This window comes from Novosphingobium sp. ERW19, assembly GCF_012641315.1.
In the GTDB taxonomy this organism is placed as follows: Bacteria; Pseudomonadota; Alphaproteobacteria; order Sphingomonadales; family Sphingomonadaceae; genus Novosphingobium.
The window spans coordinates 120,338-145,877 of sequence record NZ_JABAIC010000003.1 but is presented as its reverse complement, the minus strand read 5'-3'; the positions used below and the strand labels follow the sequence as shown (position 1 = coordinate 145,877).

32 protein-coding genes are annotated in these 25,540 nt (G+C 62.2%); 3 read left to right on the top strand and 29 right to left on the bottom strand.

Translation table 11 applies throughout. The annotated features are described in order from the left end of the window. Nucleotides 1-6 precede the first annotated feature (6 nt). From rplE to HGI46_RS06615, 21 genes are all read right to left on the bottom strand, one after another. Nucleotides 7-588: a 50S ribosomal protein L5 gene (gene rplE / locus HGI46_RS06715; RefSeq protein ID WP_118073266.1), complete on the bottom strand. Its 582-nt coding sequence runs from the start codon at nt 586-588 to the stop codon at nt 7-9. Then, the gene (gene rplX, locus HGI46_RS06710) at nt 581-898 is read right to left on the bottom strand and encodes a 50S ribosomal protein L24 (RefSeq protein WP_118073265.1); all 318 of its coding nucleotides are present in this window, start codon (nt 896-898) and stop codon (nt 581-583) included. The genes rplE and rplX overlap by 8 nt, the downstream gene beginning before the upstream one ends. Further along, the gene (rplN, locus tag HGI46_RS06705; protein ID WP_039334354.1) at nt 898-1,266 is read right to left on the bottom strand and encodes a 50S ribosomal protein L14; all 369 of its coding nucleotides are present in this window, start codon (nt 1,264-1,266) and stop codon (nt 898-900) included. Before rplN ends, rplX begins: the two co-directional genes overlap by 1 nt. Before the next feature lie 116 nt (nt 1,267-1,382). Then, on the bottom strand, nt 1,383-1,652 hold the full coding sequence (gene rpsQ, locus HGI46_RS06700) for a 30S ribosomal protein S17 (RefSeq protein ID WP_039334356.1): 270 nt from the start codon (nt 1,650-1,652) through the stop codon (nt 1,383-1,385). Between the two features lie 10 nt (nt 1,653-1,662). Then, nucleotides 1,663-1,869, bottom strand: a complete 207-nt coding sequence (gene rpmC / locus HGI46_RS06695; protein WP_039334358.1) for a 50S ribosomal protein L29 — start codon at nt 1,867-1,869, stop codon at nt 1,663-1,665. An 11-nt stretch (nt 1,870-1,880) separates the two neighbouring features. Further along, complete coding sequence (rplP, locus tag HGI46_RS06690; protein ID WP_039334360.1) at nt 1,881-2,315, bottom strand: 50S ribosomal protein L16; 435 nt, start codon at nt 2,313-2,315, stop codon at nt 1,881-1,883. 22 nt (nt 2,316-2,337) lie between these two features. Next, nucleotides 2,338-3,033 carry a 30S ribosomal protein S3 gene (gene rpsC / locus HGI46_RS06685; protein ID WP_039334362.1) on the bottom strand — a complete coding sequence of 232 codons (696 nt, stop codon included), beginning with the start codon at nt 3,031-3,033 and terminating at the stop codon, nt 2,338-2,340. Between the two features lie 2 nt (nt 3,034-3,035). Further along, nucleotides 3,036-3,413: a 50S ribosomal protein L22 gene (gene rplV / locus HGI46_RS06680; RefSeq protein WP_039334363.1), complete on the bottom strand. Its 378-nt coding sequence runs from the start codon at nt 3,411-3,413 to the stop codon at nt 3,036-3,038. Next, nucleotides 3,413-3,691, bottom strand: coding sequence for a 30S ribosomal protein S19 (gene rpsS / locus HGI46_RS06675; RefSeq protein WP_039334365.1), 279 nt, complete (start codon nt 3,689-3,691; stop codon nt 3,413-3,415). Before rpsS ends, rplV begins: the two co-directional genes overlap by 1 nt. A gap of 6 nt (nt 3,692-3,697) precedes the next feature. Beyond that, a complete protein-coding gene (rplB, locus tag HGI46_RS06670) occupies nt 3,698-4,534 on the bottom strand; it encodes a 50S ribosomal protein L2 (protein WP_084278978.1) in 837 nt (278 codons plus the stop codon). Nucleotides 4,535-4,543: 9 nt separating this feature from the next. Beyond that, nucleotides 4,544-4,846 (bottom strand): 50S ribosomal protein L23, encoded by a 303-nt coding sequence (locus HGI46_RS06665; protein ID WP_118073264.1) that lies wholly within the window; start codon nt 4,844-4,846, stop codon nt 4,544-4,546. Further along, nucleotides 4,839-5,462 carry a 50S ribosomal protein L4 gene (gene rplD / locus HGI46_RS06660; protein WP_039334370.1) on the bottom strand — a complete coding sequence of 208 codons (624 nt, stop codon included), beginning with the start codon at nt 5,460-5,462 and terminating at the stop codon, nt 4,839-4,841. Before rplD ends, HGI46_RS06665 begins: the two co-directional genes overlap by 8 nt. Before the next feature lie 3 nt (nt 5,463-5,465). Next, the gene (gene rplC, locus HGI46_RS06655) at nt 5,466-6,221 is read right to left on the bottom strand and encodes a 50S ribosomal protein L3 (protein WP_118073263.1); all 756 of its coding nucleotides are present in this window, start codon (nt 6,219-6,221) and stop codon (nt 5,466-5,468) included. A gap of 326 nt (nt 6,222-6,547) precedes the next feature. Then, a complete protein-coding gene (gene rpsJ, locus HGI46_RS06650; protein ID WP_039334374.1) occupies nt 6,548-6,859 on the bottom strand; it encodes a 30S ribosomal protein S10 in 312 nt (103 codons plus the stop codon). Nucleotides 6,860-7,027: 168 nt separating this feature from the next. Continuing rightward, entirely contained in the window at nt 7,028-8,218 is a 1,191-nt protein-coding gene (gene tuf, locus HGI46_RS06645; RefSeq protein WP_039334376.1) for an elongation factor Tu, read from the bottom strand. A gap of 92 nt (nt 8,219-8,310) precedes the next feature. Beyond that, nucleotides 8,311-10,383, bottom strand: coding sequence for an elongation factor G (fusA, locus tag HGI46_RS06640; RefSeq protein ID WP_118073262.1), 2,073 nt, complete (start codon nt 10,381-10,383; stop codon nt 8,311-8,313). A gap of 75 nt (nt 10,384-10,458) precedes the next feature. Beyond that, nucleotides 10,459-10,929 carry a 30S ribosomal protein S7 gene (rpsG, locus tag HGI46_RS06635; protein ID WP_039334380.1) on the bottom strand — a complete coding sequence of 157 codons (471 nt, stop codon included), beginning with the start codon at nt 10,927-10,929 and terminating at the stop codon, nt 10,459-10,461. Nucleotides 10,930-11,069: 140 nt separating this feature from the next. Then, complete coding sequence (rpsL, locus tag HGI46_RS06630) at nt 11,070-11,441, bottom strand: 30S ribosomal protein S12 (protein WP_011444902.1); 372 nt, start codon at nt 11,439-11,441, stop codon at nt 11,070-11,072. 411 nt (nt 11,442-11,852) lie between these two features. Then, a complete protein-coding gene (locus tag HGI46_RS06625; protein ID WP_168903582.1) occupies nt 11,853-12,770 on the bottom strand; it encodes a hypothetical protein in 918 nt (305 codons plus the stop codon). Further along, nucleotides 12,767-14,173, bottom strand: a complete 1,407-nt coding sequence (locus tag HGI46_RS06620) for an AAA family ATPase (RefSeq protein ID WP_168903581.1) — start codon at nt 14,171-14,173, stop codon at nt 12,767-12,769. The genes HGI46_RS06625 and HGI46_RS06620 overlap by 4 nt, the downstream gene beginning before the upstream one ends. Before the next feature lie 202 nt (nt 14,174-14,375). Next, a complete protein-coding gene (locus HGI46_RS06615) occupies nt 14,376-14,522 on the bottom strand; it encodes a DUF1622 domain-containing protein (protein WP_346766695.1) in 147 nt (48 codons plus the stop codon). Between the two features lie 629 nt (nt 14,523-15,151). On the opposite strand from HGI46_RS06615, the gene HGI46_RS06610 reads away from it, so the two are divergent. Beyond that, on the top strand, nt 15,152-15,739 hold the full coding sequence (locus tag HGI46_RS06610) for a hypothetical protein (protein ID WP_206065588.1): 588 nt from the start codon (nt 15,152-15,154) through the stop codon (nt 15,737-15,739). Between the two features lie 4 nt (nt 15,740-15,743). Here the strand turns inward: HGI46_RS06610 and HGI46_RS06605 are convergent, their stop codons facing one another. The 4 genes from HGI46_RS06605 to HGI46_RS06590 all read right to left on the bottom strand — a co-directional run bounded on the left by HGI46_RS06605 (nt 15,744) and on the right by HGI46_RS06590 (nt 18,013). After that, nucleotides 15,744-16,271 (bottom strand): winged helix DNA-binding protein, encoded by a 528-nt coding sequence (locus tag HGI46_RS06605; protein ID WP_240946626.1) that lies wholly within the window; start codon nt 16,269-16,271, stop codon nt 15,744-15,746. A gap of 83 nt (nt 16,272-16,354) precedes the next feature. Next, nucleotides 16,355-16,801: a hypothetical protein gene (locus HGI46_RS06600; protein WP_168903579.1), complete on the bottom strand. Its 447-nt coding sequence runs from the start codon at nt 16,799-16,801 to the stop codon at nt 16,355-16,357. A 59-nt stretch (nt 16,802-16,860) separates the two neighbouring features. Further along, nucleotides 16,861-17,289 (bottom strand): hypothetical protein, encoded by a 429-nt coding sequence (locus HGI46_RS22080; protein WP_240946625.1) that lies wholly within the window; start codon nt 17,287-17,289, stop codon nt 16,861-16,863. Nucleotides 17,290-17,401: 112 nt separating this feature from the next. Next, nucleotides 17,402-18,013, bottom strand: coding sequence for a helix-turn-helix transcriptional regulator (locus tag HGI46_RS06590; protein WP_240946624.1), 612 nt, complete (start codon nt 18,011-18,013; stop codon nt 17,402-17,404). A gap of 212 nt (nt 18,014-18,225) precedes the next feature. Here HGI46_RS06590 and HGI46_RS06585 point away from each other — a divergent pair, with 212 nt between their 5' ends. Continuing rightward, the gene (locus HGI46_RS06585; RefSeq protein ID WP_168903578.1) at nt 18,226-19,860 is read left to right on the top strand and encodes a histidine kinase; all 1,635 of its coding nucleotides are present in this window, start codon (nt 18,226-18,228) and stop codon (nt 19,858-19,860) included. Continuing rightward, the gene (locus tag HGI46_RS06580) at nt 19,857-20,483 is read left to right on the top strand and encodes a response regulator transcription factor (RefSeq protein WP_168903577.1); all 627 of its coding nucleotides are present in this window, start codon (nt 19,857-19,859) and stop codon (nt 20,481-20,483) included. The genes HGI46_RS06585 and HGI46_RS06580 overlap by 4 nt, the downstream gene beginning before the upstream one ends. A 254-nt stretch (nt 20,484-20,737) precedes the next feature. Here HGI46_RS06580 and HGI46_RS06575 read toward each other — a convergent pair whose 3' ends face one another. Genes HGI46_RS06575 through HGI46_RS06560 form a run of 4 tightly spaced genes read right to left on the bottom strand, consistent with a single transcriptional unit; the run spans nt 20,738 to nt 25,529 of the window. After that, nucleotides 20,738-21,907 (bottom strand): acyl-CoA dehydrogenase family protein, encoded by a 1,170-nt coding sequence (locus tag HGI46_RS06575; RefSeq protein ID WP_168903576.1) that lies wholly within the window; start codon nt 21,905-21,907, stop codon nt 20,738-20,740. Next, nucleotides 21,904-23,118 carry an acetyl-CoA C-acetyltransferase gene (locus HGI46_RS06570; RefSeq protein WP_168903575.1) on the bottom strand — a complete coding sequence of 405 codons (1,215 nt, stop codon included), beginning with the start codon at nt 23,116-23,118 and terminating at the stop codon, nt 21,904-21,906. Before HGI46_RS06570 ends, HGI46_RS06575 begins: the two co-directional genes overlap by 4 nt. Beyond that, on the bottom strand, nt 23,115-24,347 hold the full coding sequence (locus HGI46_RS06565; RefSeq protein WP_168903574.1) for a CoA transferase: 1,233 nt from the start codon (nt 24,345-24,347) through the stop codon (nt 23,115-23,117). Before HGI46_RS06565 ends, HGI46_RS06570 begins: the two co-directional genes overlap by 4 nt. 3 nt (nt 24,348-24,350) lie before the next feature. Continuing rightward, entirely contained in the window at nt 24,351-25,529 is a 1,179-nt protein-coding gene (locus HGI46_RS06560) for an acyl-CoA dehydrogenase family protein (protein WP_118073253.1), read from the bottom strand. Nucleotides 25,530-25,540: the final 11 nt, after the last annotated feature.

Sequence of the window (25,540 nt, the reverse complement as noted above, 5' to 3'; positions counted from 1 at the left end):
TCTGGATCACGCGGCCTGCTGCTCTTCAGCAGCTTCCTGCGGGAACGGGAAACCGAACAGGCGAAGCAGCTCGCGAGCTTCCTCGTCCGTCTTCGCGGTCGTGGTGACGATGATGTCCATGCCACGCACCTTCTCGATCTGGTCGTAGCTGATCTCTGGGAAGATGATCTGCTCCTTCAGACCCATCGCGTAGTTGCCGCGACCGTCGAACGACTTCGGGTTCAGACCACGGAAGTCGCGGATGCGGGGCATTGCGATGGTGATGAGACGGTCGAGGAATTCGTACATGCGTTCACGGCGCAGGGTGACCTTGCAACCGATCGGCATGCCTTCACGCAGCTTGAACTGCGCGATCGACTTCTTCGCCTTGGTGATGACGGGCTTCTGACCGGCGATCAGCTCCATTTCGGCAGCTGCGGTCGTGACCTTCTTCTTGTCCTGGCTCGCTTCGCCCACGCCCATGTTGAGCGTGATCTTCTCGATGCGCGGGATCTCGAGCGCGTTCTTGTAGCCGAACTTTTCCTGCATCGCCTTGGCGATGTCGGCGTCGTACTTGCCCTTAAGACGCGGAGTGTACTTGTCAGCCATCGATGGCCTCCCCGGACTTGACGGCCACACGGACCTTCTTGCCGTCCTTGGTCTCGAAACGGACGCGGGTGGGCTTGCCATCCTTGTCTGCGACCGAAACCTTGGAGATGTGCAGCGGAGCCTCGAAGCGGTCGATGCCGCCCTGGGGGTTCTGCTGGCTCGGCTTGCGGTGACGGGCAGCGATGTTCACGCCCTGCACGACGACCTTCTCATCCTTCGGAAGGACCTGGAGCACGGTGCCGGTACGGCCCTTGTCCTTGCCCGAACGAATGACGACAGTGTCGCCCTTCTTGATCTTGGCGGCGGCCATTACAGCACCTCCGGAGCGAGCGAGATGATCTTCATAAAGCCCTTGCCGCGGAGTTCGCGAACCACTGGGCCGAAGATACGCGTGCCGATCGGCTCTTCGTTCTTGCCGACCAGAACGGCGGCATTGCTGTCGAAGCGGATGACCGAACCGTCGGTGCGGCGGACGTCCTTCTTCGTGCGAACGATGACGGCGCGGTGCACGTCGCCCTTCTTAACGCGGGCGCGCGGCTGCGCTTCCTTGACCGACACCACGATGATGTCGCCGACGCTTGCGAACCGACGCTTCGAGCCACCCAGCACCTTGATGCACTGGACGCGCTTTGCGCCGCTGTTGTCCGCCACGTCGAGATTGGATTGCATCTGGATCATTGATCCGGTTCCTTCTCACTGGCTTGCCGGAACCAGTCCGGCAGTTCCAAAACAGTAGCCGGGGCCGCTACACGACTTTAGCCGTGAAGCAACCCCAAACTTTGGCTGACGACCTATCAGACGTCCGCTTCGATGGCCGTGCCCTTGCCGGCCTGGACGCGGTCGATGACCTTCCACGTCTTCAGCTTCGAGATCGGCGCGGTCTCTTCGATGCGCACGGTCTCGCCGGTCTTGAAGGCATTCGCCTCGTCGTGGGCGTGATACTTCTTCGAGCGACGGATGATCTTCCCGTAGAGCGGGTGCTTCACCTTGCGCTCGACCTTCACGACCACGGTCTTGTCGGTCTTGTCGGACACCACGGTGCCGATCAGAATACGCTTGGGCATATTGGCTTCCTTACGCCTGGGCCGACTGAGAACGCTCAGTCTGCAGCGTCTTGATGCGCGCGATGTCGCGACGGACTTCCTTGATGCGCGCGGGGCGCTCAAGCTGGTTCGTCGCGCCCTGGAAACGCAGGTTGAACTGCTCGCGCTTGAGCTCGGCGAGTTCAGCGTTCAGCTGGTCGTCGCTCTTGGCGCGAAGGTCTTCGATCTTGGCCATCATTCGACTCCCAATCACTCGCCGCCAAGGTGCGAAGTGTCACCCAGGCGGGCAACGACCTTCGTCTTGATCGGCAGCTTCATCGCGGCGCGGCTGAATGCTTCGGCCGCAAGCGGACCGGGGACGCCGTCCAGTTCGAACAGGATGCGACCCGGCTTCACACGGGCTGCCCAGTATTCGATCGAACCCTTGCCCTTGCCCTGGCGGACTTCGGCGGGCTTCTTCGAAACCGGCACGTCCGGGAACACGCGGATCCACAGACGGCCCTGACGGCGGATGTGGCGCGTGATCGCACGACGGGCCGCTTCGATCTGGCGAGCGGTGACGCGCTCCGGCTCAAGGGCCTTGAGGCCGTAGGAGCCGAAGTTCAGGTCCGTACCACCCTTGGCGACGCCGTGGATGCGGCCCTTGAAGGCCTTACGGAACTTGGTCTTCTTCGGTTGCAACATGGTGCTTCTCTACCCTCTGGGCTCAGCGTGCCGGACGGACGCCGGAAGTCTGGGCTTCCATCATCAGTCGGTCCTGCGCCATCGGATCGTGACCGAGGATCTCACCCTTGAAGATCCAGGTCTTGATGCCGATCACGCCATAGGCGGTGTGGGCTTCGGCTTCCGCGTAGTCGATGTTCGCGCGCAGCGTGTGCAGCGGAACGCGACCTTCGCGGTACCATTCGACGCGGGCGATTTCCGCACCGCCGAGACGACCGCCGCAGGTGATCTTGATGCCTTCGGCACCAAGACGCAGGGCAGACTGCACGGCACGCTTCATCGCACGACGGAAGGCAACGCGGCGGACCAGCTGGTCGGCAACGCCCTGGGCGACGAGCTTGCTGTCGATTTCCGGCTTGCGGATCTCGACGATGTTCAGCTTCACGTCGCTGCCGGTCATCGTGGCAAGCTTCGAGCGAAGCTTCTCGATATCGGCGCCCTTCTTGCCGATGATGACGCCCGGACGAGCGGCATAGATCGACACGCGGCACAGCTTGGCAGGACGCTCGATCACCACCTTCGAGATCGCTGCCTGCGGCAGGTTCGTGACGATGAACTTGCGGATCTCAAGGTCTTCCTTGAGCATCTGCGCATAGTTGCGACCTTCCGCGTACCAGCGGCTGTCCCAGGTACGGTTGATCTGCAGGCGCAGACCGATGGGGTTCGACTTGTGACCCATGATCAGGCCTCCTCAACTTCGCGGACCACGATCCGCAGCCGCGAGAACGGCTTGAGGATGCGGGTCGACTTGCCGCGACCACGGGTGTGGAAGCGCTTCATCGTGATCGACTTGCCGACCGAGGCTTCCGCCACGACCAGAGCGTCGACGTCGAGGTTGTGGTTGTTTTCCGCGTTGGCGATCGCCGAAGCGAGCACCTTGCGGGCGTCAACAGCCATGGCCTTCTTCGAGAACGCGAGAATGTTCATCGCGTCTTCGGCCTTGTGACCGCGGATCAGCGCAGCCACGAGGTTCAGCTTCTGGGCCGAACCGCGGATCTGCGTGCCGACCGACAGCGCTTCCTTGTCGCCAACGCGACGGGGTGCCTTAGGCTTGCTCATCAGCGCTTGCCCTTCTTGTCAGCGGCGTGACCCGGGAAAGTGCGCGTGGGTGCGAACTCGCCGAGCTTGTGGCCGACCATCTCTTCCGAGACGGAAACCGGGATGAACTTGTGCCCGTTGTAGACGTTGAACGTCAGGCCAACGAACTGCGGAATGATGGTCGAACGACGCGACCAGGTCTTGATGGCGCCAGCGCGCGATCCTGCATCGTGAGCGGCTTCCGCCTTCTTCAGCAGATGCAGGTCGACGAAGGGGCCCTTCCAGACGGAACGTGCCATGTGGTCTTACCTCTTCTTCTTCGCGTGGCGCGAACGGATGATCATCTTGTCCGTCGACTTGTTGTGACGGGTGCGGGCGCCCTTGGTCGGCTTGCCCCACGGAGTCACAGGATGACGGCCACCCGAAGTACGGCCTTCACCACCACCGTGCGGGTGGTCGACCGGGTTCTTGGCAACGCCGCGGGTCAGCGGACGCTTGCCCAGCCAGCGGTTGCGGCCGGCCTTGGCAAGGTTCGTGTTGGCGTTGTCGGGGTTCGACACGGCACCGACGGTGCCCATGCAGTCACCACGCAGGTAGCGCTGCTCGCCCGAGTTCAGGCGAACGATGACCATGCCGCGGTCACGACCGACGAGCTGGACATAGGTGCCTGCCGAACGTGCGATCTGCGCGCCCTTGCCCGGCTTCATCTCCACGTTGTGGATGATGGTGCCGACCGGCATCTGCGACAGCAGCATGGCATTGCCAGGCTTCACGTCGGTCTTCTCGCCGGCAACAACGGTATCGCCAACGGCGAGACGCTGCGGAGCGATGATGTAGGTCTGCTCGCCGTCCTCATACTTGATGAGAGCGATGAACGCCGTGCGGTTCGGGTCATATTCCAGACGCTCGACGGTAGCCGGCATGTCCCACTTGCGACGCTTGAAGTCGATGTAGCGGTACTTCTGCTTGTGACCACCGGCGATGCCACGCGAAGTGACATGGCCCTTGTTGTTGCGGCCGCCGGTCTTGTTCTTGCCTTCGGTCAGCGCCTTGACCGGCTTGCCCTTCCACAGCGACGACTTGTCGACGAGGATCAGGCCGCGCCGGGCGGGGCTGGTCGGATTGTAGCTCTTGAGTGCCATGGTCTAGCCTCAGATCCCGCTGGTGACGTCGATCGACTGGCCAGCAGCCAGGGTCACGACAGCCTTCTTGACGTCGGAGCGCTTGTAGGGCTTGCCCTTCCAGCGCTTGGTCTTGCCCTTCTGGGTCAGGGTGTTCACCTTGGTGACCTTGACGTTGAAGAGAGCTTCGACCGCGGCCTTGATCTCCGGCTTGGTCGCCTTGTCGGCAACCTTGAAGACCACGGCGTTGTTTTCGCTGAGCAGCGTCGCCTTTTCCGTGATGTGGGGAGCCACGATCACGTCATAGTGACGCGTGTCGATTGCGTTAGCCATTGAAACGCGCCTCCAGCTTTTCGACAGCAGAGCGCGTCAGCACCAGCGTGTCATGCTTCAGGATGTCGTAGACGTTGGCGCCGATGGCAGGCAGCACGTTCACGCCGACGATGTTGCGGGCGGCCTTGGCGAAGTTGTCGTTCACGGCGTCACCGTCGATCACGAGAACCTTCTTGCCCCAGTTGGCCTTCGAAAGCTGGCCAACCAGCGCCTTGGTCTTGGCGTCGATGTCGAGCGAGTCGACCACGACGAGACCGGCCTTGGCCTTGCTCGAGAGAGCCATCTTGAGCCCGAGTGCACGGACCTTCTTGTTCAGCGAGATGTTGAACTCGCGAACGCGCGGACCGTGAGCCTTGCCACCGCCGATGAAGATCGGTGCCTTGCGGTCACCGTGACGAGCCGTACCGCCGCCCTTCTGGCGACCGAACTTCTTGCCGGTGCGGGCAACGTCCGAACGCTCGCGCGCCTTGCGGGCAATGCCGCGACGGTTTTCGAGCTGCCAGGTGACGACGCGATGCAGGATGTCAGCGCGCGGTTCGAGACCGAACACGTCATCCGACAGTTCCACTTCGCCCTTGCCGGCGGTGCCGTCGAGATTGAGGACCTGAACCTTCACGACTTAGCCCTCCTGACCTTCGGTGGCTTCGACGCCTGCGACTTCCGCCGGGGTGTCGGCAGCTGCCGAGTCATTGCTGTTTGCGGCCTGCTTGAGGCCTGCGGGATAGGGCGCTTCAGCGTGGCGCGAGACCTTCACGGCGTCACGCACGAGGAGCCAGGCGTTCTTCGAACCGGGCACCGAGCCCTTCACGAAGATCAGGCCACGCTCGTCGTCGGTGCGGACGACTTCGAGGTTCTGCTGGGTGCGCTGACGGTCGCCCATGTGACCGGCCATCTTCTTGTTCTTGAAGACGCGGCCCGGATCCTGGCGGTTACCGGTCGAACCGTGTGCACGGTGCGAGATCGAGACACCGTGGGTGGCGCGCATACCGCCGAAGCCCCAGCGCTTCATAGCGCCCTGGAAGCCCTTGCCCTGGGTGTTGCCGGTGATGTCGACATACTGGCCAGGGACGAAGTGCGAAGCGGCGATGGTCGAGCCGACGTCGAGCAGCGCATCTTCAGCAACGCGGAACTCGGCGACTTCCATCTTCAGCGGAACCTCTGCCTTGGCAAAGTGCTCGCGCTGCGGCTTGGCAACGTTCTTCTGCTTGGCTTCGCCTGCACCGAGCTGAACCGCGACGTAACCGTCACGATCTTCAGTGCGAACCGAAACCACCTGGCAATTTTCTAGCGACAGGACAGTAACCGGCACGTGCCGACCATCTTCCTGGAAAAGGCGGGTCATCCCCACCTTCTTCGCGATCACGCCGGTGCGCATGATCCATACTCCATAACAGAGGCATGCCGGGCCCATCCCGACATGCGTGTTCAGCCCGTATGTGAAGCGCGCCCCCGACCGGGCTGAATGCCACCGCCTGGACGGTAGCAATCGGGGGACGCTTGCCCGGCAAGGTCCGAAAAGGACGGTGCCGGAGGTATCCCATTGTCAACGGGGCTTTTGTTACCCCGGAAACTCTGGCCTTTCACCGGACCTTGGCCTTGGTGAAAGTCTGGGCCGGAACAGGTCCGGCCAGAAACCCTGGGTCGATGCGGACGACCCGGCCGGAGCGGTCACTGCCTGGGCAGCTCGCTCGATCAGCGGCCTCAGGCCAGCTTGATCTCGACGTTGACGCCGGCCGCGAGGTCCAGCTTCATCAGCGCGTCGACAGTGGCCGCATTGGGCTGCACGATGTCGAGCAGGCGCTTGTAGGTGCGAACTTCGAACTGCTCACGCGACTTCTTGTCGATGTGAGGACCGCGGTTCACGGTGAATTTCTCGATGCGCGTCGGGAGCGGAATGGGGCCCCGGATCAGCGCGCCGGTGCGGCGGGCGGTATCTGCAATTTCTCCAGTGGCCTGGTCGAGCACACGATGATCAAAGGCCTTGAGGCGAATGCGGATATTCTGGGCGTCCATGTCCGTTTACCGATGCGAAAGAGCAAAACAAAAAAGCCAGTCGACCTGCCCTCTACCCCACCCCTTTCACGAAGCTCGGGGAGAGCGGGCCGACTGCCTGGAAGCGATCAGTCAGTAAAAAACCGACCGGCGAGGAGAGCGAATCTCCCCGCCGGTGCGCGGCCTATATTACTTCGTGATCTTGCTGACAACCCCCGAACCGACGGTGCGGCCGCCTTCGCGAATTGCGAAGCGGAGACCTTCGTCCATGGCGATCGGAGCGATCAGCTTGACCGACAGGGTGACGTTGTCGCCCGGCATGACCATCTCGGTGCCCTCGGGGAGGATCACTTCGCCGGTCACGTCGGTGGTGCGGAAGTAGAACTGCGGGCGGTAGTTGGCGAAGAACGGCGTGTGACGGCCGCCTTCGTCCTTCGACAGCACGTAGACCTCAGCCGAGAACTCGGTGTGCGGCTTGACCGAACCGGGCTTGCAGAGGACCTGGCCGCGCTCGACGTCTTCACGCTTCACGCCGCGAACCAGTGCACCGATGTTGTCGCCGGCTTCACCCTGGTCGAGCAGCTTGCGGAACATTTCGACGCCGGTGACGGTGGTCTTGGTGGTGTCCTTGAGGCCGACGATTTCGACTTCTTCACCAACCTTGACGATGCCGGTTTCGACGCGGCCGGTCACAACCGTACCACGACCCGAGATCGAGAACACGTCTTCGACCGGCATCAGGAACGGCTTGTCGGTCGGGCGCGGCGGCTGCGGGATGTAGCTGTCGACAGCTTCCATCAGCGCGTTGATCGAATCGCGACCGATGTTGTCGTCACGACCTTCGAGAGCGGCCAGAGCCGAACCCTTGACGATCGGAATATCGTCGCCCGGGAAGTCGTACGACGACAGCAGTTCGCGAACTTCGAGTTCGACGAGCTCGAGGATTTCCTCGTCGTCGACCTGATCGACCTTGTTCATGTACACGACCAGAGCCGGCACGCCGACCTGACGGGCAAGCAGGATGTGCTCGCGGGTCTGCGGCATCGGGCCGTCAGCAGCGTTCACGACCAGGATCGCGCCGTCCATCTGGGCGGCACCGGTGATCATGTTCTTCACGTAGTCGGCGTGACCCGGGCAGTCGACGTGCGCGTAGTGACGGTTGGCGGTCTCGTACTCGACGTGTGCGGTCGAGATGGTGATGCCGCGCTCGCGCTCTTCCGGAGCCTTGTCGATGTTCGCGTAGTCGGTGAACGTTGCGCCACCGGTCTCTGCGAGAACCTTGGTGATGGCAGCGGTCAGCGTGGTCTTGCCGTGGTCGACGTGACCGATGGTGCCGATATTGCAGTGCGGCTTGGTCCGCTCAAACTTAGCCTTGGCCATTGTTCAAACCTTCTTTTCGTATGTGTGCAGATACTGCGGGAAATGGACGGCACCCGCTGAATCGAGCGCCGCCCCTAATGCTATCCGTGCTCTTATGCAAGCTTCGCCTTGAGCTCGGTCGCGACGTTCGCCGGGACTTCGTCGTAGTGGTCGAAGAACATCGAGTAGTTTGCACGGCCCTGGGTGAACGAGCGGAGCTGGTTCACGTAGCCGAACATGTTTGCCAGCGGGACCATGGCGGTAACAGCCTGGGCATTGCCGCGGCTGTCGGTGCCCTGGATCTGGCCACGACGCGAGTTGATGTCGCCGATCACGTCACCGAGGTATTCCTCAGGCGTGATCACCTCGACCTTCATGATCGGCTCGAGCAGCTTGATGCCGGCCTTCTGGGCGGCTTCGCGCATGGCACCGCGGGCGCAGATTTCGAAGGCCAGGGCCGACGAGTCGACGTCGTGGTACGCACCGTCATAAAGCAGGACTTCGAAGTCGATGATCGGGAAGCCGATCAGCGAGCCCGTCAGAGCGGTTTCACGGAAGCCCTTTTCGATCGCGGGGATATATTCCTTCGGAATGTTACCGCCCTTGATCTCGTCCTTGAAGACGAAGCCCGAACCACGCTCGCCCGGCGTCACCTTGACCTTGACGCGGCCGAACTGGCCGGTGCCGCCCGACTGCTTCTTGTGGGTGTGGTCGAGATCGATCGGCTTGGCGAGGTATTCGCGGTAGGCCACCTGCGGCGCACCGACGTTCGCCTCGACCTTGAACTCGCGCTTCATGCGGTCGACAAGGATTTCGAGGTGAAGTTCGCCCATCCCCTTGATGATCGTCTGGCCCGATTCGTGATCGGTCGAAACGCGGAACGAGGGGTCCTCTGCCGAGAGACGGTTGAGCGCGATGCCCATCTTCTCCTGGTCGGCCTTGGTCTTGGGTTCCACCGAGAGCTCGATGACCGGCTCGGGGAATTCCATGCGCTCAAGGATGATCGGGTGCTTTTCCGAGCAGAGCGTATCGCCCGTGGTCGTCTCCTTCAGACCCGCGATGGCAACGATGTCGCCGGCGTAGGCCGCATCGATGTCTTCACGGTTGTTGGAGTGCATCAGCAGCATGCGGCCGACCTTCTCCTTCTTGTCCTTCACCGAATTCAGGTAGCTGCCCTTGGTCAGCGTGCCCGAATAGATGCGGGTGAAGGTCAGCGAGCCGACGAACGGGTCGTTCATGATCTTGAACGCCAGCGCCGAGAACGGCGCGTCGTCCGCCGTCGGGCGGCTGTCGGGCTCTTCGGTGTCGGGGTTGATGCCCTGCACGTCCTCGATGTCGAGCGGCGAAGGCAGGTAGTCCACCACCGCGTCGAGCAGGCACTGGACGCCCTTGTTCTTGAACGCCGAGCCACACAGCACGGGCACGAAGGCCTGGCCGAGCGTACCCTTGCGGATCAGCTTCTTGAGCGTCGCCACGTCGGGCTCGTTGCCCTCGAGGTAGGCTTCCATCGCCTCGTCGTCCTGTTCGACGGCGAGTTCGACGAGCTTCGAGCGATAGTCGGCAGCTTCGTCGGCCATGTCGGCCGGGATGTCTTCGTAGAAGAACTCGGCGCCGAGCGATTCATCCTTCCAGATGATCGCGCGCTGCTCGACGAGATCAACGAGGCCCTTGAAGTCGCTTTCCGCGCCGATCGGCAGATACAGCACCGCAGGCGTTGCACCGAGGCGGTCGATGATCGTCTGGACGCAGTACTTGAAGTTCGCGCCGGTGCGGTCGAGCTTGTTGATGAAGCACATGCGGGGGACGTTGTACTTGTCCGCCTGGCGCCAGACGGTTTCCGACTGGGGCTCGACGCCGGCGACGCCGTCGAAGGCGGCGACGGCACCGTCGAGCACGCGCAGCGAGCGTTCGACTTCGATGGTGAAGTCAACGTGGCCGGGGGTGTCGATGATGTTGAGGCGGTGGTCCTGCCAGAAGCAGGTGGTGGCGGCCGACGTGATCGTGATGCCGCGCTCCTGCTCCTGCTCCATCCAGTCCATGGTAGCGGCGCCGTCATGGACTTCGCCGATCTTGTAGGACTTGCCGGTGTAGTAGAGGATGCGCTCGGTCGTCGTCGTCTTGCCGGCGTCGATGTGCGCCATGATGCCGAAATTGCGATAGCGCTCGAGCGGATGGCTGCGTGCCATGGTGCTATTCCTTGGGTCTATGGGGGAGCCGGGGAGGCTCCGCCCATATGGTTACGGATGTGACCGTTTAAAGACTTACCAACGGTAGTGGCTGAACGCGCGGTTGGCGTCGGCCATGCGGTGGGTGTCTTCACGCTTCTTGACGGCGTTGCCACGGTTGTTGGCCGCATCAAGCAGCTCGGCCGAAAGGCGCGCGGCCATCGTGGTTTCCGAACGGTTGCGTGCAGCCGTGATCAGCCAGCGGATGGCGAGAGCCTGGGCGCGCTCGGGGCGAACCTCGACCGGGACCTGGTAGGTCGCACCACCGACGCGGCGCGAGCGCACTTCGATCTGCGGACGGACATTGTTCAGCGCATCGTGGAAGAGCTGGACCGGGTCCGCCTTCGCACGCGTCTGCATGGTTTCGAGCGCACCGTAGACGATGCTTTCGGCAACCGACTTCTTACCATCGAGCATGAGGTTGTTCATGAACTTCGACAGAACCTGATCACCGAACTTCGGATCGGGCAGGATGACCCGCTTTTCCGGACGACGACGACGTGACATATTGTGTACTCCTTCGGAGTGAGCCTCCCGCATCCGCGGCAGGCTCTCGGCTCCGGCCCGCTCCCCCTCCCGGCCACCCAAAGCTTACCCAAGTGTGGGTAGCCGGGAGGGGGAGCGGTCCAGAGCCGGACCTGGCCTGATTACTTCGGACGCTTGGCGCCGTACTTCGAGCGGGACTGCTTGCGGTCCTTGACGCCCTGCGTATCGAGCACGCCGCGCAGGACGTGGTAGCGAACGCCGGGAAGGTCGCGAACGCGGCCGCCGCGGATGAGCACGACCGAGTGCTCCTGCAGGTTGTGGCCTTCACCCGGGATGTACGAAATGACTTCGCGGCTGTTGGTCAGGCGGATCTTGGCGACCTTGCGGAGAGCCGAGTTCGGCTTCTTAGGGGTGGTCGTGTAGACGCGGGTGCAGACGCCGCGCTTCTGCGGGTTCTGCTCCATCGCAGGGACCTTGGACTTGGCCTTCTGCGGTTCGCGGCCCTTGCGGACCAGCTGATTGATTGTGGGCATGAAGTACTCTTCACCTGTGATTGTGGCGCTTCGGCCGAAGGTGAAGAGATGCGGGCACCGCAAATGCGCAGACCGGGAAGGTGGCGGACAAGCCCCTCCCCCAAACGCAATCACGAACCGAAACGCTCCACCCGCAACTTTCGTCACCGGGTTACTTTGACGGATTACCTGAGAGACCCAGACGCACCGGCAATGTTCAGCTCAAGCCATAGGCGCGGACGAGCCCCACCTGTGGAAGGACGCGCCCTTAGGCGGGTTTGAGGGTGGGGTCAAGGGGTGGGCTTTCAATGAAATCGGTATGCGCAAGCAAGCCAGATTACACCTAATGAGAAGAACTCTGGGGGATTCTGTCATCGTAAAGAAGCTTACAAGCGGCTTCAAATGTTTGAACGCGGAAATTACGCATCACAGTTAGGCCAGCGCATCGTCCAACGGAGATAACTCATGCAGAGGCCGGGAAGCCAACCATACGTGCCATACTCTCCGCCGCTCATCTCGCCTCCCCGTTGCCAATTCTTGAGCGACAGCCTCAGAGAATCCAGAATTTACGACAATCTTTGCGACCGCCATCCAAAGAACCATCTCGCCAATGTGCCCATGCGCATGCAAGTCAGCTTCGGTAGAGAACGGCGCAGTAGACCATCTATCAGTGTATCGTTGATTAAAATCACTGATGAAACCTACAGCGTTATGAGCACCACGGTTCACAAGTTTCTGATCAACAGCGGACGAAATGATTAGACGACCATTTGACCATGACACATCTGACAAGTCCAAGATATCCGTGCATCGTGAGATAAGCTGGCGCCTTCGAGCAACTTCAGAAAAGGCTGCTCCTGCTCTCAGGGACTCTGGGACTGCCAGCCGCACAGCGTTTACAACTTCCTCAGTTGCAACTGACTTTCCGAAATGCCTTAGATATTTCTCCACAAAATCCACTGAAAATCCATAATTCTCAATCGAATGCCCCGAAGTCTTTAACCTAATGTCGGTTTGCGTCGGGCTGCACCAAGGCAACGGATCGTGAGTATGGATATCAACCATCTCCTCCCATTCACGATCGACAAAGCCAACCACCTTTTCCCGAATTGGTGATCCATTGGGCAATGTGGAGAGAAAATGATCGACTCGGGCCTTTGCGCCTAATCCAAACAAGGCTGGATCATCGATTAACTCTTGTGTGTCGACGGTTAACGTAGGGACCGCAGGCATCGAGAGTCTAAGACAATCAACCAGCTCCTTATCGTCCTTTCCCTCAACTAGCAGCGTCTTTGAAGTGCGAGCAAGGATGGCGATCCTATAACCACCCAGAGAATATCTGTTGCTCAAACACCTACCCCCTCATCCGAATCAGAATCTTCGCAATCCGCTTCAACCGTACGAGGCGAGAAAAATTGCACTCGCCCCTCATGATCTGCGCCAACTTCTGGGGAATGCGTACATGCAATGATCTGCCTGCCTTGGTGCTGCTTCTCAATATGCTTGAGAATGATCCTCTGCCAATCTACATGCAATGACAACTCAGGTTCATCAATCAAACAACATCCAGCTTTGAACTGAGAACGACTTGTTGAGTAAAGCATCGTGACGATCTGCCGCTCACCAGACGAAAGCGCAGTCACTCCGTAAGGTTTTCCCGACCTTGGCTCAATGTATACATTGTCTTCTCTCAGGCGAGGAACCATCCCTGTCGACCTACCTCCAACTTTAAATTCCTTTTCAGACAAAAAAACATTAACGGAGTCTTGGAAATCTTTAATGGGACTTAAAACACGCTCTCTTCCATTTTTCCTATCCACTAATGTTTTTCTATAAATTTCCAAAATATTACCATAGTTCTGATTAGAATCAGCATTTTTCTCAGCAATATTTACCAGCTGGAGATATGCAGACATCCTTGTTGGCCCCTGAACCCGACTATCGTCTAGCGCAACGAGATCTTTGATTTCATCGAGTAGCTTTGCCTGATCTTGAGATCCAGTACTAACACTTCCCTCCGCAATAGCCGAGAAAATTTCAACAAATGCAGTTTCAAACTGCTTCTGATCAATATTTCCTATGACTACTTGAGCACTACCCCATTCATCACTAAGTCCAGATACGACGTCCATTATTGAAGGATAACGGACTACTGGGACAAACGAACCAAACCACTGCCGGCAACGCAATGTTTTCCTAACATTTGACTCGATGGATGCAGTATCTCGTCTGTATATTCTTTTGTCATTTCTAGCTAGACGAAACGCTTCCACTTCTGCGTGATGCAAGACCTCATACTCTGGTTTAGATCTTTCATCGTAGGGGTTATAGTTACTTTCACGCATCCGCTCTAAAACGGAACGAAATGCTGGAAGGTATGTCGCCCGCTCACCGACAACAGATCTTACACTTTCCTTTTCAACTTCTGACAGCGCCATTGTTTCATTGTCAAATGATGTTTTTTGGTCATTTATAAATACAGATAGCTCGCCGTTGACTTTTTCAAGCCTAACGGATTTTCCTTCACTATTCTTAATCTCTATTCTTCGAAAACTTAAGTGCCGAAAGCGCTCAATGTCAGCTTCTGACAAGTTTGCGATGATATGTAGAAGAGTAGTCTTTCCAATCCCGTTTTTTCCGTAAATTATATTCATTCCGGGATGAAGATTAATTTCAAAGCTAAGACGGTTATGCAATCCTTCGACAGAAAGAAACGCTATCCATGGATCGGTTTGCGAAACTTCGTCCTGCATCCAAAATTCCTTTTAAGACTATCGTCAAAAAATTACTTGTCTAAATTAAGCTTGTGCGAGCCACATTTTTGCAAGCTCTGCGACAAATTCCACCAATCCAGTGTTAGCTCTCGCGCAAATTTTCCAGAGCGATGGTTCGCATAGCTCTATAAGACGATGCAGCGATAGTTTTCAACTGGTCGCTACGTTTATCACTACATCGTTATCGCAATGGCGCGCCTTCACTCACCTCGTTCTTCCCCTGCCACCTCTGCCACCTCTGCCACCTCTGCCAAGGCCAGCAGCCTTCGATTTCGGTTTCCAGTGAAAAGCTGAGGAAGGTGCGGATCAGGACGATTATGGCGAGGATGTCTGGGCGCTTCGTCAGGTGGGCTTGAACCGATTGAGGCCCCCGCCTTCGCGGTGGGGCGGGGGTGTGGGTCTGGCGCGGGGGATGGGTCGGTGATGTTGGCGCTTTTGTCGTGGGCGGGTTTTGGGTGCCCAGCCCTGGCCTCTTCTGGGACCTTGGTGCTTATGCCCACCCCCAACCCCTCCCGCCTGCGGGAGGGGAGACTTGTTGGGATGGCCTTCCGGTGGCGGGGTGGGGCGGGGTGCTCGGTTGATAGTGCCCCTCCACCATCCTGCGGATGGTCCCCCTCTCCGGGGCGGGGAGGAACTTGGGGTGCGGCTTGCTCCGACTCATGGGAGCGCGAGGGTTATGACCCTCGCATTTTTCCTTCTCTCCTGACCCTTCCTAGTTTTCGCTTTCCTACATTTAACCGTATAGGTTAATTGTGGGGGATGTATGAGATCCTTCGACAGGCTCAGGATGAGCGGAGTTCCGCGCTTGATGGTGAGGTTTCGACCCCTCCACCACCGCTTCGCGGCGGTCCCCCTCCCCGTTCCGGGGAGGATCGGGAGCGGAAACGGCGGACTTCTCGGGTTCGGCGGGTGGATGTGGTGGATGACTCGGCGCTGGCGTTTGTGCCGTTTGTGCATGTGGCGCCGCGGCGCAATTCGATCACGCCGGACAAGCAGCGGCGGTTCATTGCTACGCTGGCGGCTACGGGGATCGTGAGTCAGGCGGCGCTGAGCATCGGGGCTTCGGTGGAGGCGCTGTACAAGTTGCGGCATCGGGTGGGCGCGGAGGACTTTGCGCGGGCGTGGGATGCGGCGGTGGAGCGGGGCTATTCGCGGCTGGAGGACTGTGCGCTGGAGCGGGCGATTGCCGGGGAGGAGCGGCCGGTAGTCTCGCGCGGGAAGGTTGTCGCCACTTGGACGCATCACAATACCGGGCTGCTGATGTTCCTGCTGCGCGCGCGGCGGCCGGAGAAGTATGGGGCAGTGCGCGTGGGCGACCTGCGCGAGGGGCATCCGGTCTATGAGGCGCTGAAGGTGCGCTGGGAGGCCGAGCGTGCGGCGGCGGATGCGGCGCGGGCCGATGGGGCGCGGGCTTCGCTGCGGGCCAAGTTGCTGGGGATGCGGGAAGCGGTGTTGCGGGAGGGGGCGTTGCGCGGGGAGGTGCCGGGCGGCGCTGGCTTCTCCCCTGCTGGCGACAGCCTTCCTCCCGCTGACGGGGAGGAATGAGCGTTCAGTCTTCGGCGGCGGTGGGCGCGAGGATCTTGTCGGCGATGTCGTCCATGCGCTGGCACATCAGGGCGAGCGTGGCGTCCATCGCGGCAAGGCCGGCGGGGCTGAGGTGGACGAAGGTGCGGCGGCCATCGCGGCCATCGTCCTCGCGCTCTACCAGGCCGCGCGCCTCGAGGATGCGCAGCCAGCGCAGCGCCGTGGTCGGCGGGACATGGGCGCCGATGCAGGCGCTGGTGGTGGGCACGCGGCGGTTCTCGCGCCCGGCGACGTAGAGATCGAGCAGGATGTCCCAGGTGGGCTCGCCGAAGAGATCGGCGGGCAGGTGCTTGTGGCGGCGGCGGCGGGCGTTGTAGAACTCCCGCGCGGCGACGGTGTGGCGGGCAATGGTCGCCTCGTCGAGCGCCGGGGCGGCGGGCGCGGCGAAGGCGGGCGCTGCCGGAGCGGACGGGGCGCCGACGATGGCGAGGCTGGCCCGGCGGCCGACGGAATCGCGCCGGGGCGGCGCACTGCGCATGGAACGTACGGTCATGTCTGTGGCTCCCGTGAAATGGGATGAATGGTAAGGCGGCGATGCTGTGCGGTGGCCGGCGGCGAGCCGGGGTGCCTAGGGCGTCAGGTGAGGCGCCAGGCGTGGTAGCGGCCGATGCGGTCGGTCCGCTGGAGATGGGCGGTGGTGCCGAGGAGGAGCGCGGCGCTCTGTATCGCGATGGGCAGCTGGCTCATCGCGAAGTAGCCGTAGCGGACGAGCGAGAGGTCGACCATCTTGGCGAGGTGGGCGAGGATCACGATGACCTGTCCCGAGCAGGCCCAGAGCGGCCAGCCGCGGTTGGCGCGCAAGGCCACCCACAGCAGCCCGGCCAGCGCCCAGCTGTCGATGATCAGGTGCCCCGGGTCGATCGCGAAGAAGGCGGGATTGCCGAACAGCGCGTGGTTGGCGAGATCGAGCAGGATGGTCGCGATCAGGATGGTCGCGACCATGCGCTCCGGCTCCTCGCCCTTGCGAAAGGCAAAGACGAGGATGCCGACAAAGGCGATGCGAGCGGCCCAGATCATGAGCATTGCTTCAACCCCTGCCCGCTGCCGTAACCACCAGCGCCCGATTCACCAGCACTCGGCGCTCAGGCCGCATCGACCAGCGCGACCGGGTGGGCGGCATCGCCGAGCGAGCCCGTGGGCGGGCAATCGTCGACCAGGCCGGAGCCCATCTCACGGCCGACGTCGAGCAGCTTGCCATGGACGCGGGCGAGTTCGCCGCTGGCATCGAGCACCGCCTTCTGGCTGGCGGCGAGACGGAGCAGCGCATCCTGGCCGGTGAACGGACCGACCGGCGTCTCGCGGCGGGCGCGGACCATTGTGGCGAGCAGGTTGGCCTGGCGGATCAGCGCTTCGTCCAGCGCCGCCTCGGCATCGTGGAGATCGCGGGTGATGCGCAGGCCGTGGACGGCCGTGGCATTGCCGGAAGCAGCGGCGGCGGCGGCGCGGCCATTGGCCTGTGCACCATTGGCTTTCCCGAAAGGCATCGCGATCGTGTTGTCAGTAGCTTTCATCTTCACACCCTGTCCCGCCCCGTTGCCAGAACGGACCCCTTCATGTGGACGCCGACGCCCCCGCGCCGGAAATCCGGTTCATGGAAGGAGATGGTCGGTGAAGGACCTTGCCCTACCGGTCGAGCATGGTGGACAGTTGCATGAACATGCTCAGCCCGCCCAGCACGATCAGGATCAGGAACACCGTTATGCCGCCAATATAGCCCAGCCGCAGAAGGGTGCCATTCGGCCCGTCGAACATCTCCGGGAGGACATGATGATAGACCATCCCGTCAGCCTCGGCCGGCGCCTGGCGCCTGCGTTCGACCGGAGCATCGGCCCGACCCTCGATCCCGGGTGCATCATGCACCGGAAGCCTGGCCTCTGCTCCTGACGGTCCGACATCGATGTCATCCCGAGAGCTGTTTTCGACGGGAAGTGGCGGAAAACCTATATGGGAATCTTCATATACGGGTTGTTCGTATGTCTCTACCAGACGGCGATAGGCTTGGGCGACCTCACCGCGGGTGGCCACGCCGAGCTTGGCCCGGGCCAGCATGATGCGCTGATCGACGGTGTGGGGCGATATCCCCAACTGTCGCGAGATCTCCTTGGAGGTCATATGCTGAATCAACAGATCGAGAACCTCTCTCTGCTTTGCCGTCAGCTCGACCAGCGGATTTTCGCAAAGTTCGCCCGTCACAATCATTGCAGTGATGAATCCCGACTGTTCCCGGTCATCCAAAAAGGTAAACGCCCGGTGCAATCAATTCTGCACGAACGCCCCGGATTTGCCAAATATTCTTTCATTAACCGCACTATAAACGTGATCGACCAGTTAAAACCCGCTTAACATCCGACCGTGCCGGACTGGCACAGCCAAATGACTGTTCAGAGCGCGCACGGCGTGCAAAAATGGCGTGGGGAGTCCGAATCAGGACAGGACGGGCAAGAAAAATGCGCAGGCGTAACACGGGGCGAGTCGTTGCGACCGGACGAGCCATCCTTGCGCTTGCGTTTCTGCTCGCCCTGGTGCTGGACCCGACCGTGCCGGTGCGCGGCGAGTTCTACGGCTACAGCCTGCTTTCCGTCTACACGCTGTGGACGGCGGCGCTCATGGTCCTGGCCTGGCGAAGCTGGTGGTTCGATTTCCGCCTGGCCCCGGCCGCACAGGCAATCGACGTGGCGATCTTCATCGCGGCGGTCTATTTCACCGAAAGCCGCTACACCGAGTTCCAGAGTCCGTTCCTGGCATTGGCCGCGTTCCTGCTGGTCGTCGCCATGGTCAGATGGAACTGGCGGGCCACGGTCGTCACCGCCATCGTCCTGCTGGTCACGAACCTGGCGTTCGGGATGATCCTGTATTACTGGGGCGTCGACATCGATCCCTACCGCTTCGTGCGGCGCACGATCTACATGATCCTGCTTTCCTCGATGCTGATCTGGCTGAGCATGTCCCGCTCCACTGGGCGCATGGCCGTGCTGCCCGAACCGGCGGGCATTCCCGGCGAGCGGCGTGACCTCGTGTTCGATGGCGCTCTCAATCTGGTCATACAGTCGTTCGGGGCGCGCAACGCGGCATTCGCCTTCGCCAGCAGCGAGGAACCGTGGATCGACCTGCGCCGGATAGACGACGGGCAACCGGACAGGCAGCGCCTTTCGCCCGAAACCTTCGCCGAGGAACTGCTTGCCCCCCTGCCCGCCTCGCTCATCGACATGAAGCGGGGCCGGCAACTGGTCGAGGCTTCCGCCGACGACACCATTGAAGTCCGCGCAGAACAGCTGGATTCGCGCCTGGCCACCCTCCTCGGCGTCGAGAACGGGATGATCGCTTCGGTGCGCAGCGTGATGGGGTCAGGCCATCTCGTGGTGTGGAACGCCCACGCCCTGAGCTTTGACGATATCGGCCTGATGTCGGCGATAGCCCGCGAGTTCGGGCAGGCGCTGGACCGGGAGGAAATGGCCTCACTTGCGCGCACAGCCGCAGAAACCGGCGTCCGGCACGCTGTTGCGCGCGATCTGCACGACAGCGTGGCCCAGTTCCTGGCGGGCACGCTGTTCCGTCTCGAAGCGCTGCGCCGCTGGATCCGCGAAGGCAACGATCCCGAAGGCGAAATCGATTCGATCAAGAATGCGCTGCGCCGCGAACAGGGACAGCTGCGCCTGCTGATCGAAAGACTGAGGCGGGGCCAGGAAAGCGACCGACGGACCGATATCGCCGAGGAGCTGCGCGATCTTCTGGCCGAGGCGGGTGCGCATTGGCACATCTCGACCGAACTTGCCCTGACAAGTGACCCTCAGCCGATTTCGGTGCAGCTTTCGCACGAAATCCGCCAGCTCGTGCGCGAAGCAATTGCCAATGCGGCGCGCCATGGCAAGTGCAGCAAGGTGCTGGTCACCCTGAGCGAATGTGACAGCGAGCTGCGCCTGAGCATCACCGACGATGGCGTCGGCTTCCCCACGTTCGGCAATGCCGCGCGGCCACGCTCCATTTCGGAACGTGTCGAGGCACTGGGCGGAAGCTTCAGACTTGATTCCAGCAGAGGCGGCGCTCGTCTCGAAATTGCCTTACGATCCGGAGAACTTGCATGATTCCAGTCCTAGTGGCCGATGACCACGGCTTCATCCGCGCCGGCGTGGAAGCGGTGTTGCGCGGCACCCGGTTTTCGGTGGTGGCTGCCACCGCAAGTGGCGAGGAGACGCTGGATGCGATCAAGACCCACGATCCGGCCATCGTCCTGCTGGATATCAACATGCCCGGCATGAACGGGGTTCAGACGCTGGAAGTGTTGCGCGATCGCGGCGACAAGCGCCCGGTTGTGCTGCTGACTGCCGAGATCAATGATCGTCAGCTGATTTCGGTGATGCGTGCGGGGGTAGAGGGCATCGTTTCCAAGGACGGGGCGGAAGACGGCCTGGTCGGCGTGCTGGAGAAGGTCCATGGCGGCCAGAAGGCCATCGAGCCGATCTTCCTGCAGCGGGCCATCGATCTGTCGCTGCGCCCCGATGCGCAAGGGCCGCTGGCCAAGCTCAACCCGCGCGAGCGCAAGATCGCCGGACTTGTCGCACGTGGCCTGCGCAACCGCGACATCGGTGCGGAACTGGGCATCGGCGAAGGCACGGTGAAGGTCTACCTGCACACGATGTACCAGAAGCTGGGCATCGACAATCGCACCGAGCTCGCGCTGCTAGCGGTGAACGAGCAGGACAACTGAGCGTTCCTGCGGCTTCGCAAGAACAGCGGGACCCCGGGTCAAGCCCGGGGTGACGGCAGGTTTTGGGGCTGCGGGTAGGTGGTTTGATTGGCAGGAATGGGGTGCGGAGCGGAGATCCCTTTCATATCAGCAGTATTCCCGTCGCCCCGGGTCGAGCCCGGGGTGACGGTAGGGAGAATGGGGCGATCGCCCTTGTCCGCAATGGCGTCGCGTCCTGACTGGCTGCTTTTGCTCCCTCGACAACGCCGCGAAAGTCAGTAGCTCCGCGGCAAACCCAGCACGTGTTCGGACAGGAACGACAGGATGAGGTTCGTGCTGATCGGTGCGACCTGATAGAGGCGCGTTTCGCGCAACTTGCGTTCCACGTCGTATTCCTCGGCAAAGCCGAAGCCGCCGTGGGTCTGGACGCAGGCGTTGCCTGCCTCCCATGAGGCATCGGCGGCGAGCATCTTGGCCATGTTGGCCTCCGCGCCCATCGGCAGGCCAGCCTCGTACATCCGTGCCGCCTCGCGCACCATCAATTCGGCCGCGCGCATGTTCGCATAGGCCTTGGCGATCGGGAACGCGACGCCCTGGTTGGCGCCGATGGCGCGGCCGAACACCTGCCGCTCCTTGGCGTACTCGACCGAGCGGCGCGTGAACCACTTGGCATCGCCGACGCATTCGGCCGCGATCAGCACGCGTTCGGCGTTCATGCCCGAGAGGATGTAGCGGAAGCCCTTGCCCTCCTCGCCCAGCAGGTTCGCGGCCGGGATGCGCATATTGTCGAAGAACACCTCGGTCGTCGCGTGGTTCATCATCGTGCGGATCGGGCGGATCGTCAGCGACTTGCCGATCACCTCGCGCATGTCGACGATGAACACCGAAAGCCCGTCGGTCTTGCTGGCCACCTCCTCGCGCGCGGTGGTGCGGGCGAGCAGCAGCATGAGGTCGGAATGTTCGGCGCGGCTGGTCCAGATCTTCTGGCCGTTGACCACGTATGCGTCGCCCTCGCGCCGGGCGAAGGTGCGCAAGGATGTGGTGTCGGTGCCGCTGGTCGGCTCGGTCACGCCGAAGGCCTGCAGGCGCAACTCGCCGCTGGCGATCTTCGGCAGATACTGGCGCTTCTGCTCTTCCGAGCCGTGGCGCAGGATCGTGCCCATGATGTACATCTGCGCATGGCAGGCCCCGCCATTGCCGCCCTCGGACTGGATCGTCTCGAGGATCGCGGCGGCGGCGGACAGGCCAAGGCCCGATCCGCCGTATTCCTCGGGTATCAACACGGAAAGCCAGCCCGCCTGGGTCAGCGCATTGACGAATTCGGTGGGGTACTCGCGCTTCTCGTCGAGCTTGCGCCAGTATTCGCCCGGAAACTGCGCGCAGAGCTTGCGCACGCCTTCGCGGATCTCGCCGTGGTCCTCCGCATCGTAGGGGGAAAGGATCATCGCGCGGCCTCGAACACCGCGGCGATGCCCTGACCGCCGCCGATGCACATCGTCTCCAACCCATAGCGCTGCCCACGCCGCTGCAACTCGCGCGTCAGGTTGGCGAGGATGCGGCCGCCGGTCGCGCCGATGGGATGGCCGAGGCTGATGCCCGAGCCGTTGACGTTGAGCATGTCGTGGCGGCTGTCATCGTCCGACCAGCCCCAGCCCTTGAGGCAGGCGAGGACTTGCGGCGCGAAGGCCTCGTTCAGCTCGATCAGGTCGATGTCGCTCCACGACAGGCCGTTGCGGGCAAACAGGCGCTCGGTGGCGGGCACCGGGCCATAGCCCATGCGCGAGGGATCGCAGCCGGCGGCCGCCCAGGAGTGGAACCAGGCGATCGGCTCCAGCCCGAGCTCGTCGAGCTTGTCCTCGGCCACGACGAGGCAGGCGGCCGCCGCGTCGTTCTGCTGGCTGGCGTTGCCTGCGGTGACGACGCCCTTTTCAAGCGGCTTGAGCTTGGCCAGCGACTCCATCGTCGCATCGGCGCGATAGCCCTCGTCGTGCGCGAAGGTCACCGGATCGCCCTTCTTCTGCGGGATGCTGACCGGCACGAGTTCGTCGTCGAACAGGCCCTTGGCCCAGGCTGCGGCGGCGCGCTGGTGGCTGCGTGCGGCGTAGGCGTCACAGGCTTCGCGGCTGATCGCGAAGTCGCGGGCGAGGTTTTCCGCGGTTTCGATCATGCCGGAGATCACGCCATAGCGCTCGATCGGCTGGCTCATCACGCGGCCGCGCGTCAGCCGGTCATGCAGGGTCAGTGACCCCGCGCGCACGCCCTTGCGCACGTCGGTGGTATAGTGCTCGACGTTGGACATGGATTCCACGCCGCCCGCCACGACGACGTCAGAGACGCCGGTCTGCACCATCATCGCGGCATTGACGATGGCCTGCAGGCCGGAACCACAGCGCCGGTCGAGCTGATAGCCGGGCACTTCCTCGGGCAATCCGGCCAGCAGCCAGGACCAGTGCGAGATGCACGGCGCCTCGCCGTTGCCGTAGCCTTGCGCGAAGATCACGTCGTCGACGCGCGTGGGGTCTATCTTCGTCCGCTCCATCAGCGCGGTGAGGATGGTCGCGCCGAGTTGCCCGGCGGTAAGCGAGGACAGCGAGCCGCCGAACTTGCCGACAGCGGTGCGGATCGGGGCGACGATGGCGGCGCGGCGGAGAGTCATGCGGATTCCTTGTCTGAAGTGGCGACGACGCCCTTGTCGATCAGTGCGGCGATCTCGCCCGAGGACAGGCCCAGCCGCTGGCTGAGCACTTCCTCGCTGTTCTGGCCGAGGTAGGGCGCGGGCTGCGGATCGCCGGCTTCGCGGCCGGGGATGTTGGCGAAGCTGCGCGGCGCGGGATAGGCGAAGCCGCTGGGATTGGCGGGCGATGGTCCGAACAGCGGGTTGTTGGTGACGAGGTCGGGATCGCGCGCCATTTCGTGCATCGTGCGATAGCGTTCGAAGGTCGCTCCGGCCTTGGTCAGACGCTCGGCAAGCGCGGCATAGGTGAATTGCTCGGCCGCTTCCTGGAACATCGAGAACAGGCGGTGGCGGTGGACGAAGCGGTGATGATCGCTCAGCCCAAAACTCACGCCCAGTTCCGCTTCGACCGCGGCCAGATCGTCGGTCAGCCCGAACGCCTCGACAGTGGCCTTCCATTGCTTCGGCGTCAGCGCCGCAACCATGAAGCGCTTGCCGTCAGCGCTTTGGAAATCGCGCCCGAACGCGCCCCAGATGGCATTGCCGATGCGTTCGCGATCGTCCCCGCGATAGAGCATTTCCGCTGCCGCACCGGCGTTGAACGCCGTGCCGATGGCAACGTCGCCCAATGGCACGCGCAGTTCGCTGCCCTCACCCGTGGCATCGCGATGCCTGAGGCCCGCCAGCAGCGCGAAGGCGCAATAGGCGCCGGTGATGAAGTCCCAGGCGGGCAGGATCTGGTTGACCGGCGGCGCGCTGGCCGCATCCCAGTCCTCCGGCCCGGTCATCAGCGGATAGCCAGAGGCGGCGTTGACGGTGAAGTCCATCGCCTGCCGCCCGTCATGCCAACCCATGATCCGCACCGAGACGAGATCGCGCCGACCTGCCGCGATCCGCTCATGCGCCATGAAGCTTTCCAGCGGCAGGTTGGTGATCACCTGCCCCACCTTGCGCGCCAGCTCGACGGCCAGTTCGCGCCCCTCAGGCGTCTGCAGATCGAGCGCCACGCTCTTCTTCGCGCGGTTGAGGTTCTCCCACGACAGCGAGCGGCCCTCGCGCGTCATCATGTAGCGCTTGTAGTCCAGCCCGCCGCGCCGGTCGTCGATGCGGATCACCTCCGCGCCCATCTGCGCGCAGTAGAGGCCTGCGGTCGGCGAGGCGACGAACGACGAGACCTCGACGATCGATAGCCCGGAGAGCAGCTGGTACATGGTCTACCAGACGGTCCCTTCGCTGGCGAATTCGCGCAGCAGGTGCTTGGCGATCTGCAACTGCATGATCTGGCTTGTGCCTTCATAGATGCGCAGGATGCGGGCATCGCGGAAGAAGCGCTCGGCCGGATACTCGGCGAGGTAGCCCGCCCCGCCGAACACCTGAACGCAACGGTCGACCACGCGCCCGCAGGCCTCGGACGAGAATAGCTTGGCCGCAGCCGCCTTGCGCTGGATGTTCTCGCCACGGTCGGCGCGGGCGCAGGCATCGGCGACCATGCATTCGGCGGCGTAGAGGTCGGCCTCGCTGTCAGCCAGCATCGCCTGGATCAGCTGGAAATTGGCGATCGGCTCGCCGAACGCCTTGCGCTCGTTGGCATAGCGGATCGCCGTGTCGAGCGCGCGGCGCCCCATGCCCACGCCCATGCCCGCCACCGAAAGCCGCCCGTTATCAAGGCTCTGCATCGCGATCTGGAAGCCCCGCCCTTCCTCGCCACCGACCAGCGCCGAACCCGGAATGTAGACATCCTCCATGATCACGTCGGCGATGTGCGCGCCCGATTGGCCCATCTTCTTGTCGGGCTTGCCCACGGTGATCCCCGGCGTCGACATGTCGACGATGAAGGCCGAGACGTGGGCGTTCTTGGGCAGGGCCTCCTTCGAGGTGCGTGCCATGATCAGGCCGATCTTCGCCGAAGGGCTGTTGGTGATGTAGCGCTTGGTGCCGTTGAGGCGGTAGCCATTGCCGTCACGCACCGCGGTGGTCTGCATCGCGGCGCTGTCCGATCCCGAACCCGGCTCGGTCAGCCCGAAGCAGGCAATCTCGCCGCTGGCGATGCGCGGCAGCCATTCGGCCTTCTGCTCTGGCGTGCCGTAATTCTTGATCGCGCTGCCGGTCATGCCGATGTTGATCGACACGGTGGAGCGGTAGGCGGGCGAGGCATAGGCCATGTGCATCACGGTGGTGATGTACTGGCTGATGTTCATGCCGGCCCCGCCGAACTCCTCGGGGATGGTGATGCCGAACAGGCCCATCTCGCGCATTTCGTCGAGGATGTCGTCGGGAATTCGGTCATTGGCGATGACATCGTCTTCTGCCGGGATCAGCCGCTCGCGCACATAGCGGCGCAGCTGTTCGAGGAACTGCTCGAAGATGTCCGGGTCCATTCCGGGATTAGCCATGTCGAAAATTC

Bases quoted from the DNA above. Each gene is read 5' to 3' on its own strand.
- rplE (WP_118073266.1), bottom strand. From the start codon at position 588: ATGGCTGACAAGTACACTCCGCGTCTTAAGGGCAAGTACGACGCCGAC.
- rplX (WP_118073265.1), bottom strand. From the start codon at position 898: ATGGCCGCCGCCAAGATCAAGAAGGGCGACACTGTCGTCATTCGTTCG.
- rplN (WP_039334354.1), bottom strand. From the start codon at position 1,266: ATGATCCAGATGCAATCCAATCTCGACGTGGCGGACAACAGCGGCGCA.
- rpsQ (WP_039334356.1), bottom strand. From the start codon at position 1,652: ATGCCCAAGCGTATTCTGATCGGCACCGTGGTGTCCGACAAGACCGAC.
- rpmC (WP_039334358.1), bottom strand. From the start codon at position 1,869: ATGATGGCCAAGATCGAAGACCTTCGCGCCAAGAGCGACGACCAGCTG.
- rplP (WP_039334360.1), bottom strand. From the start codon at position 2,315: ATGTTGCAACCGAAGAAGACCAAGTTCCGTAAGGCCTTCAAGGGCCGC.
- rpsC (WP_039334362.1), bottom strand. From the start codon at position 3,033: ATGGGTCACAAGTCGAACCCCATCGGTCTGCGCCTGCAGATCAACCGT.
- rplV (WP_039334363.1), bottom strand. From the start codon at position 3,413: ATGAGCAAGCCTAAGGCACCCCGTCGCGTTGGCGACAAGGAAGCGCTG.
- rpsS (WP_039334365.1), bottom strand. From the start codon at position 3,691: ATGGCACGTTCCGTCTGGAAGGGCCCCTTCGTCGACCTGCATCTGCTG.
- rplB (WP_084278978.1), bottom strand. From the start codon at position 4,534: ATGGCACTCAAGAGCTACAATCCGACCAGCCCCGCCCGGCGCGGCCTG.
- HGI46_RS06665 (WP_118073264.1), bottom strand. From the start codon at position 4,846: ATGGCTAACGCAATCGACACGCGTCACTATGACGTGATCGTGGCTCCC.
- rplC (WP_118073263.1), bottom strand. From the start codon at position 6,221: ATGCGCACCGGCGTGATCGCGAAGAAGGTGGGGATGACCCGCCTTTTC.
- rpsJ (WP_039334374.1), bottom strand. From the start codon at position 6,859: ATGGACGCCCAGAATATCCGCATTCGCCTCAAGGCCTTTGATCATCGT.
- tuf (WP_039334376.1), bottom strand. From the start codon at position 8,218: ATGGCCAAGGCTAAGTTTGAGCGGACCAAGCCGCACTGCAATATCGGC.
- fusA (WP_118073262.1), bottom strand. From the start codon at position 10,383: ATGGCACGCAGCCATCCGCTCGAGCGCTATCGCAATTTCGGCATCATG.
- rpsG (WP_039334380.1), bottom strand. From the start codon at position 10,929: ATGTCACGTCGTCGTCGTCCGGAAAAGCGGGTCATCCTGCCCGATCCG.
- rpsL (WP_011444902.1), bottom strand. From the start codon at position 11,441: ATGCCCACAATCAATCAGCTGGTCCGCAAGGGCCGCGAACCGCAGAAG.
- HGI46_RS06620 (WP_168903581.1), bottom strand. From the start codon at position 14,173: ATGCAGGACGAAGTTTCGCAAACCGATCCATGGATAGCGTTTCTTTCT.
- HGI46_RS06605 (WP_240946626.1), bottom strand. From the start codon at position 16,271: ATGACCGTACGTTCCATGCGCAGTGCGCCGCCCCGGCGCGATTCCGTC.
- HGI46_RS06600 (WP_168903579.1), bottom strand. From the start codon at position 16,801: ATGCTCATGATCTGGGCCGCTCGCATCGCCTTTGTCGGCATCCTCGTC.
- HGI46_RS22080 (WP_240946625.1), bottom strand. From the start codon at position 17,289: ATGAAAGCTACTGACAACACGATCGCGATGCCTTTCGGGAAAGCCAAT.
- HGI46_RS06585 (WP_168903578.1), top strand. From the start codon at position 18,226: ATGCGCAGGCGTAACACGGGGCGAGTCGTTGCGACCGGACGAGCCATC.
- HGI46_RS06580 (WP_168903577.1), top strand. From the start codon at position 19,857: ATGATTCCAGTCCTAGTGGCCGATGACCACGGCTTCATCCGCGCCGGC.
- HGI46_RS06575 (WP_168903576.1), bottom strand. From the start codon at position 21,907: ATGATCCTTTCCCCCTACGATGCGGAGGACCACGGCGAGATCCGCGAA.
- HGI46_RS06570 (WP_168903575.1), bottom strand. From the start codon at position 23,118: ATGACTCTCCGCCGCGCCGCCATCGTCGCCCCGATCCGCACCGCTGTC.
- HGI46_RS06565 (WP_168903574.1), bottom strand. From the start codon at position 24,347: ATGTACCAGCTGCTCTCCGGGCTATCGATCGTCGAGGTCTCGTCGTTC.
- HGI46_RS06560 (WP_118073253.1), bottom strand. From the start codon at position 25,529: ATGGCTAATCCCGGAATGGACCCGGACATCTTCGAGCAGTTCCTCGAA.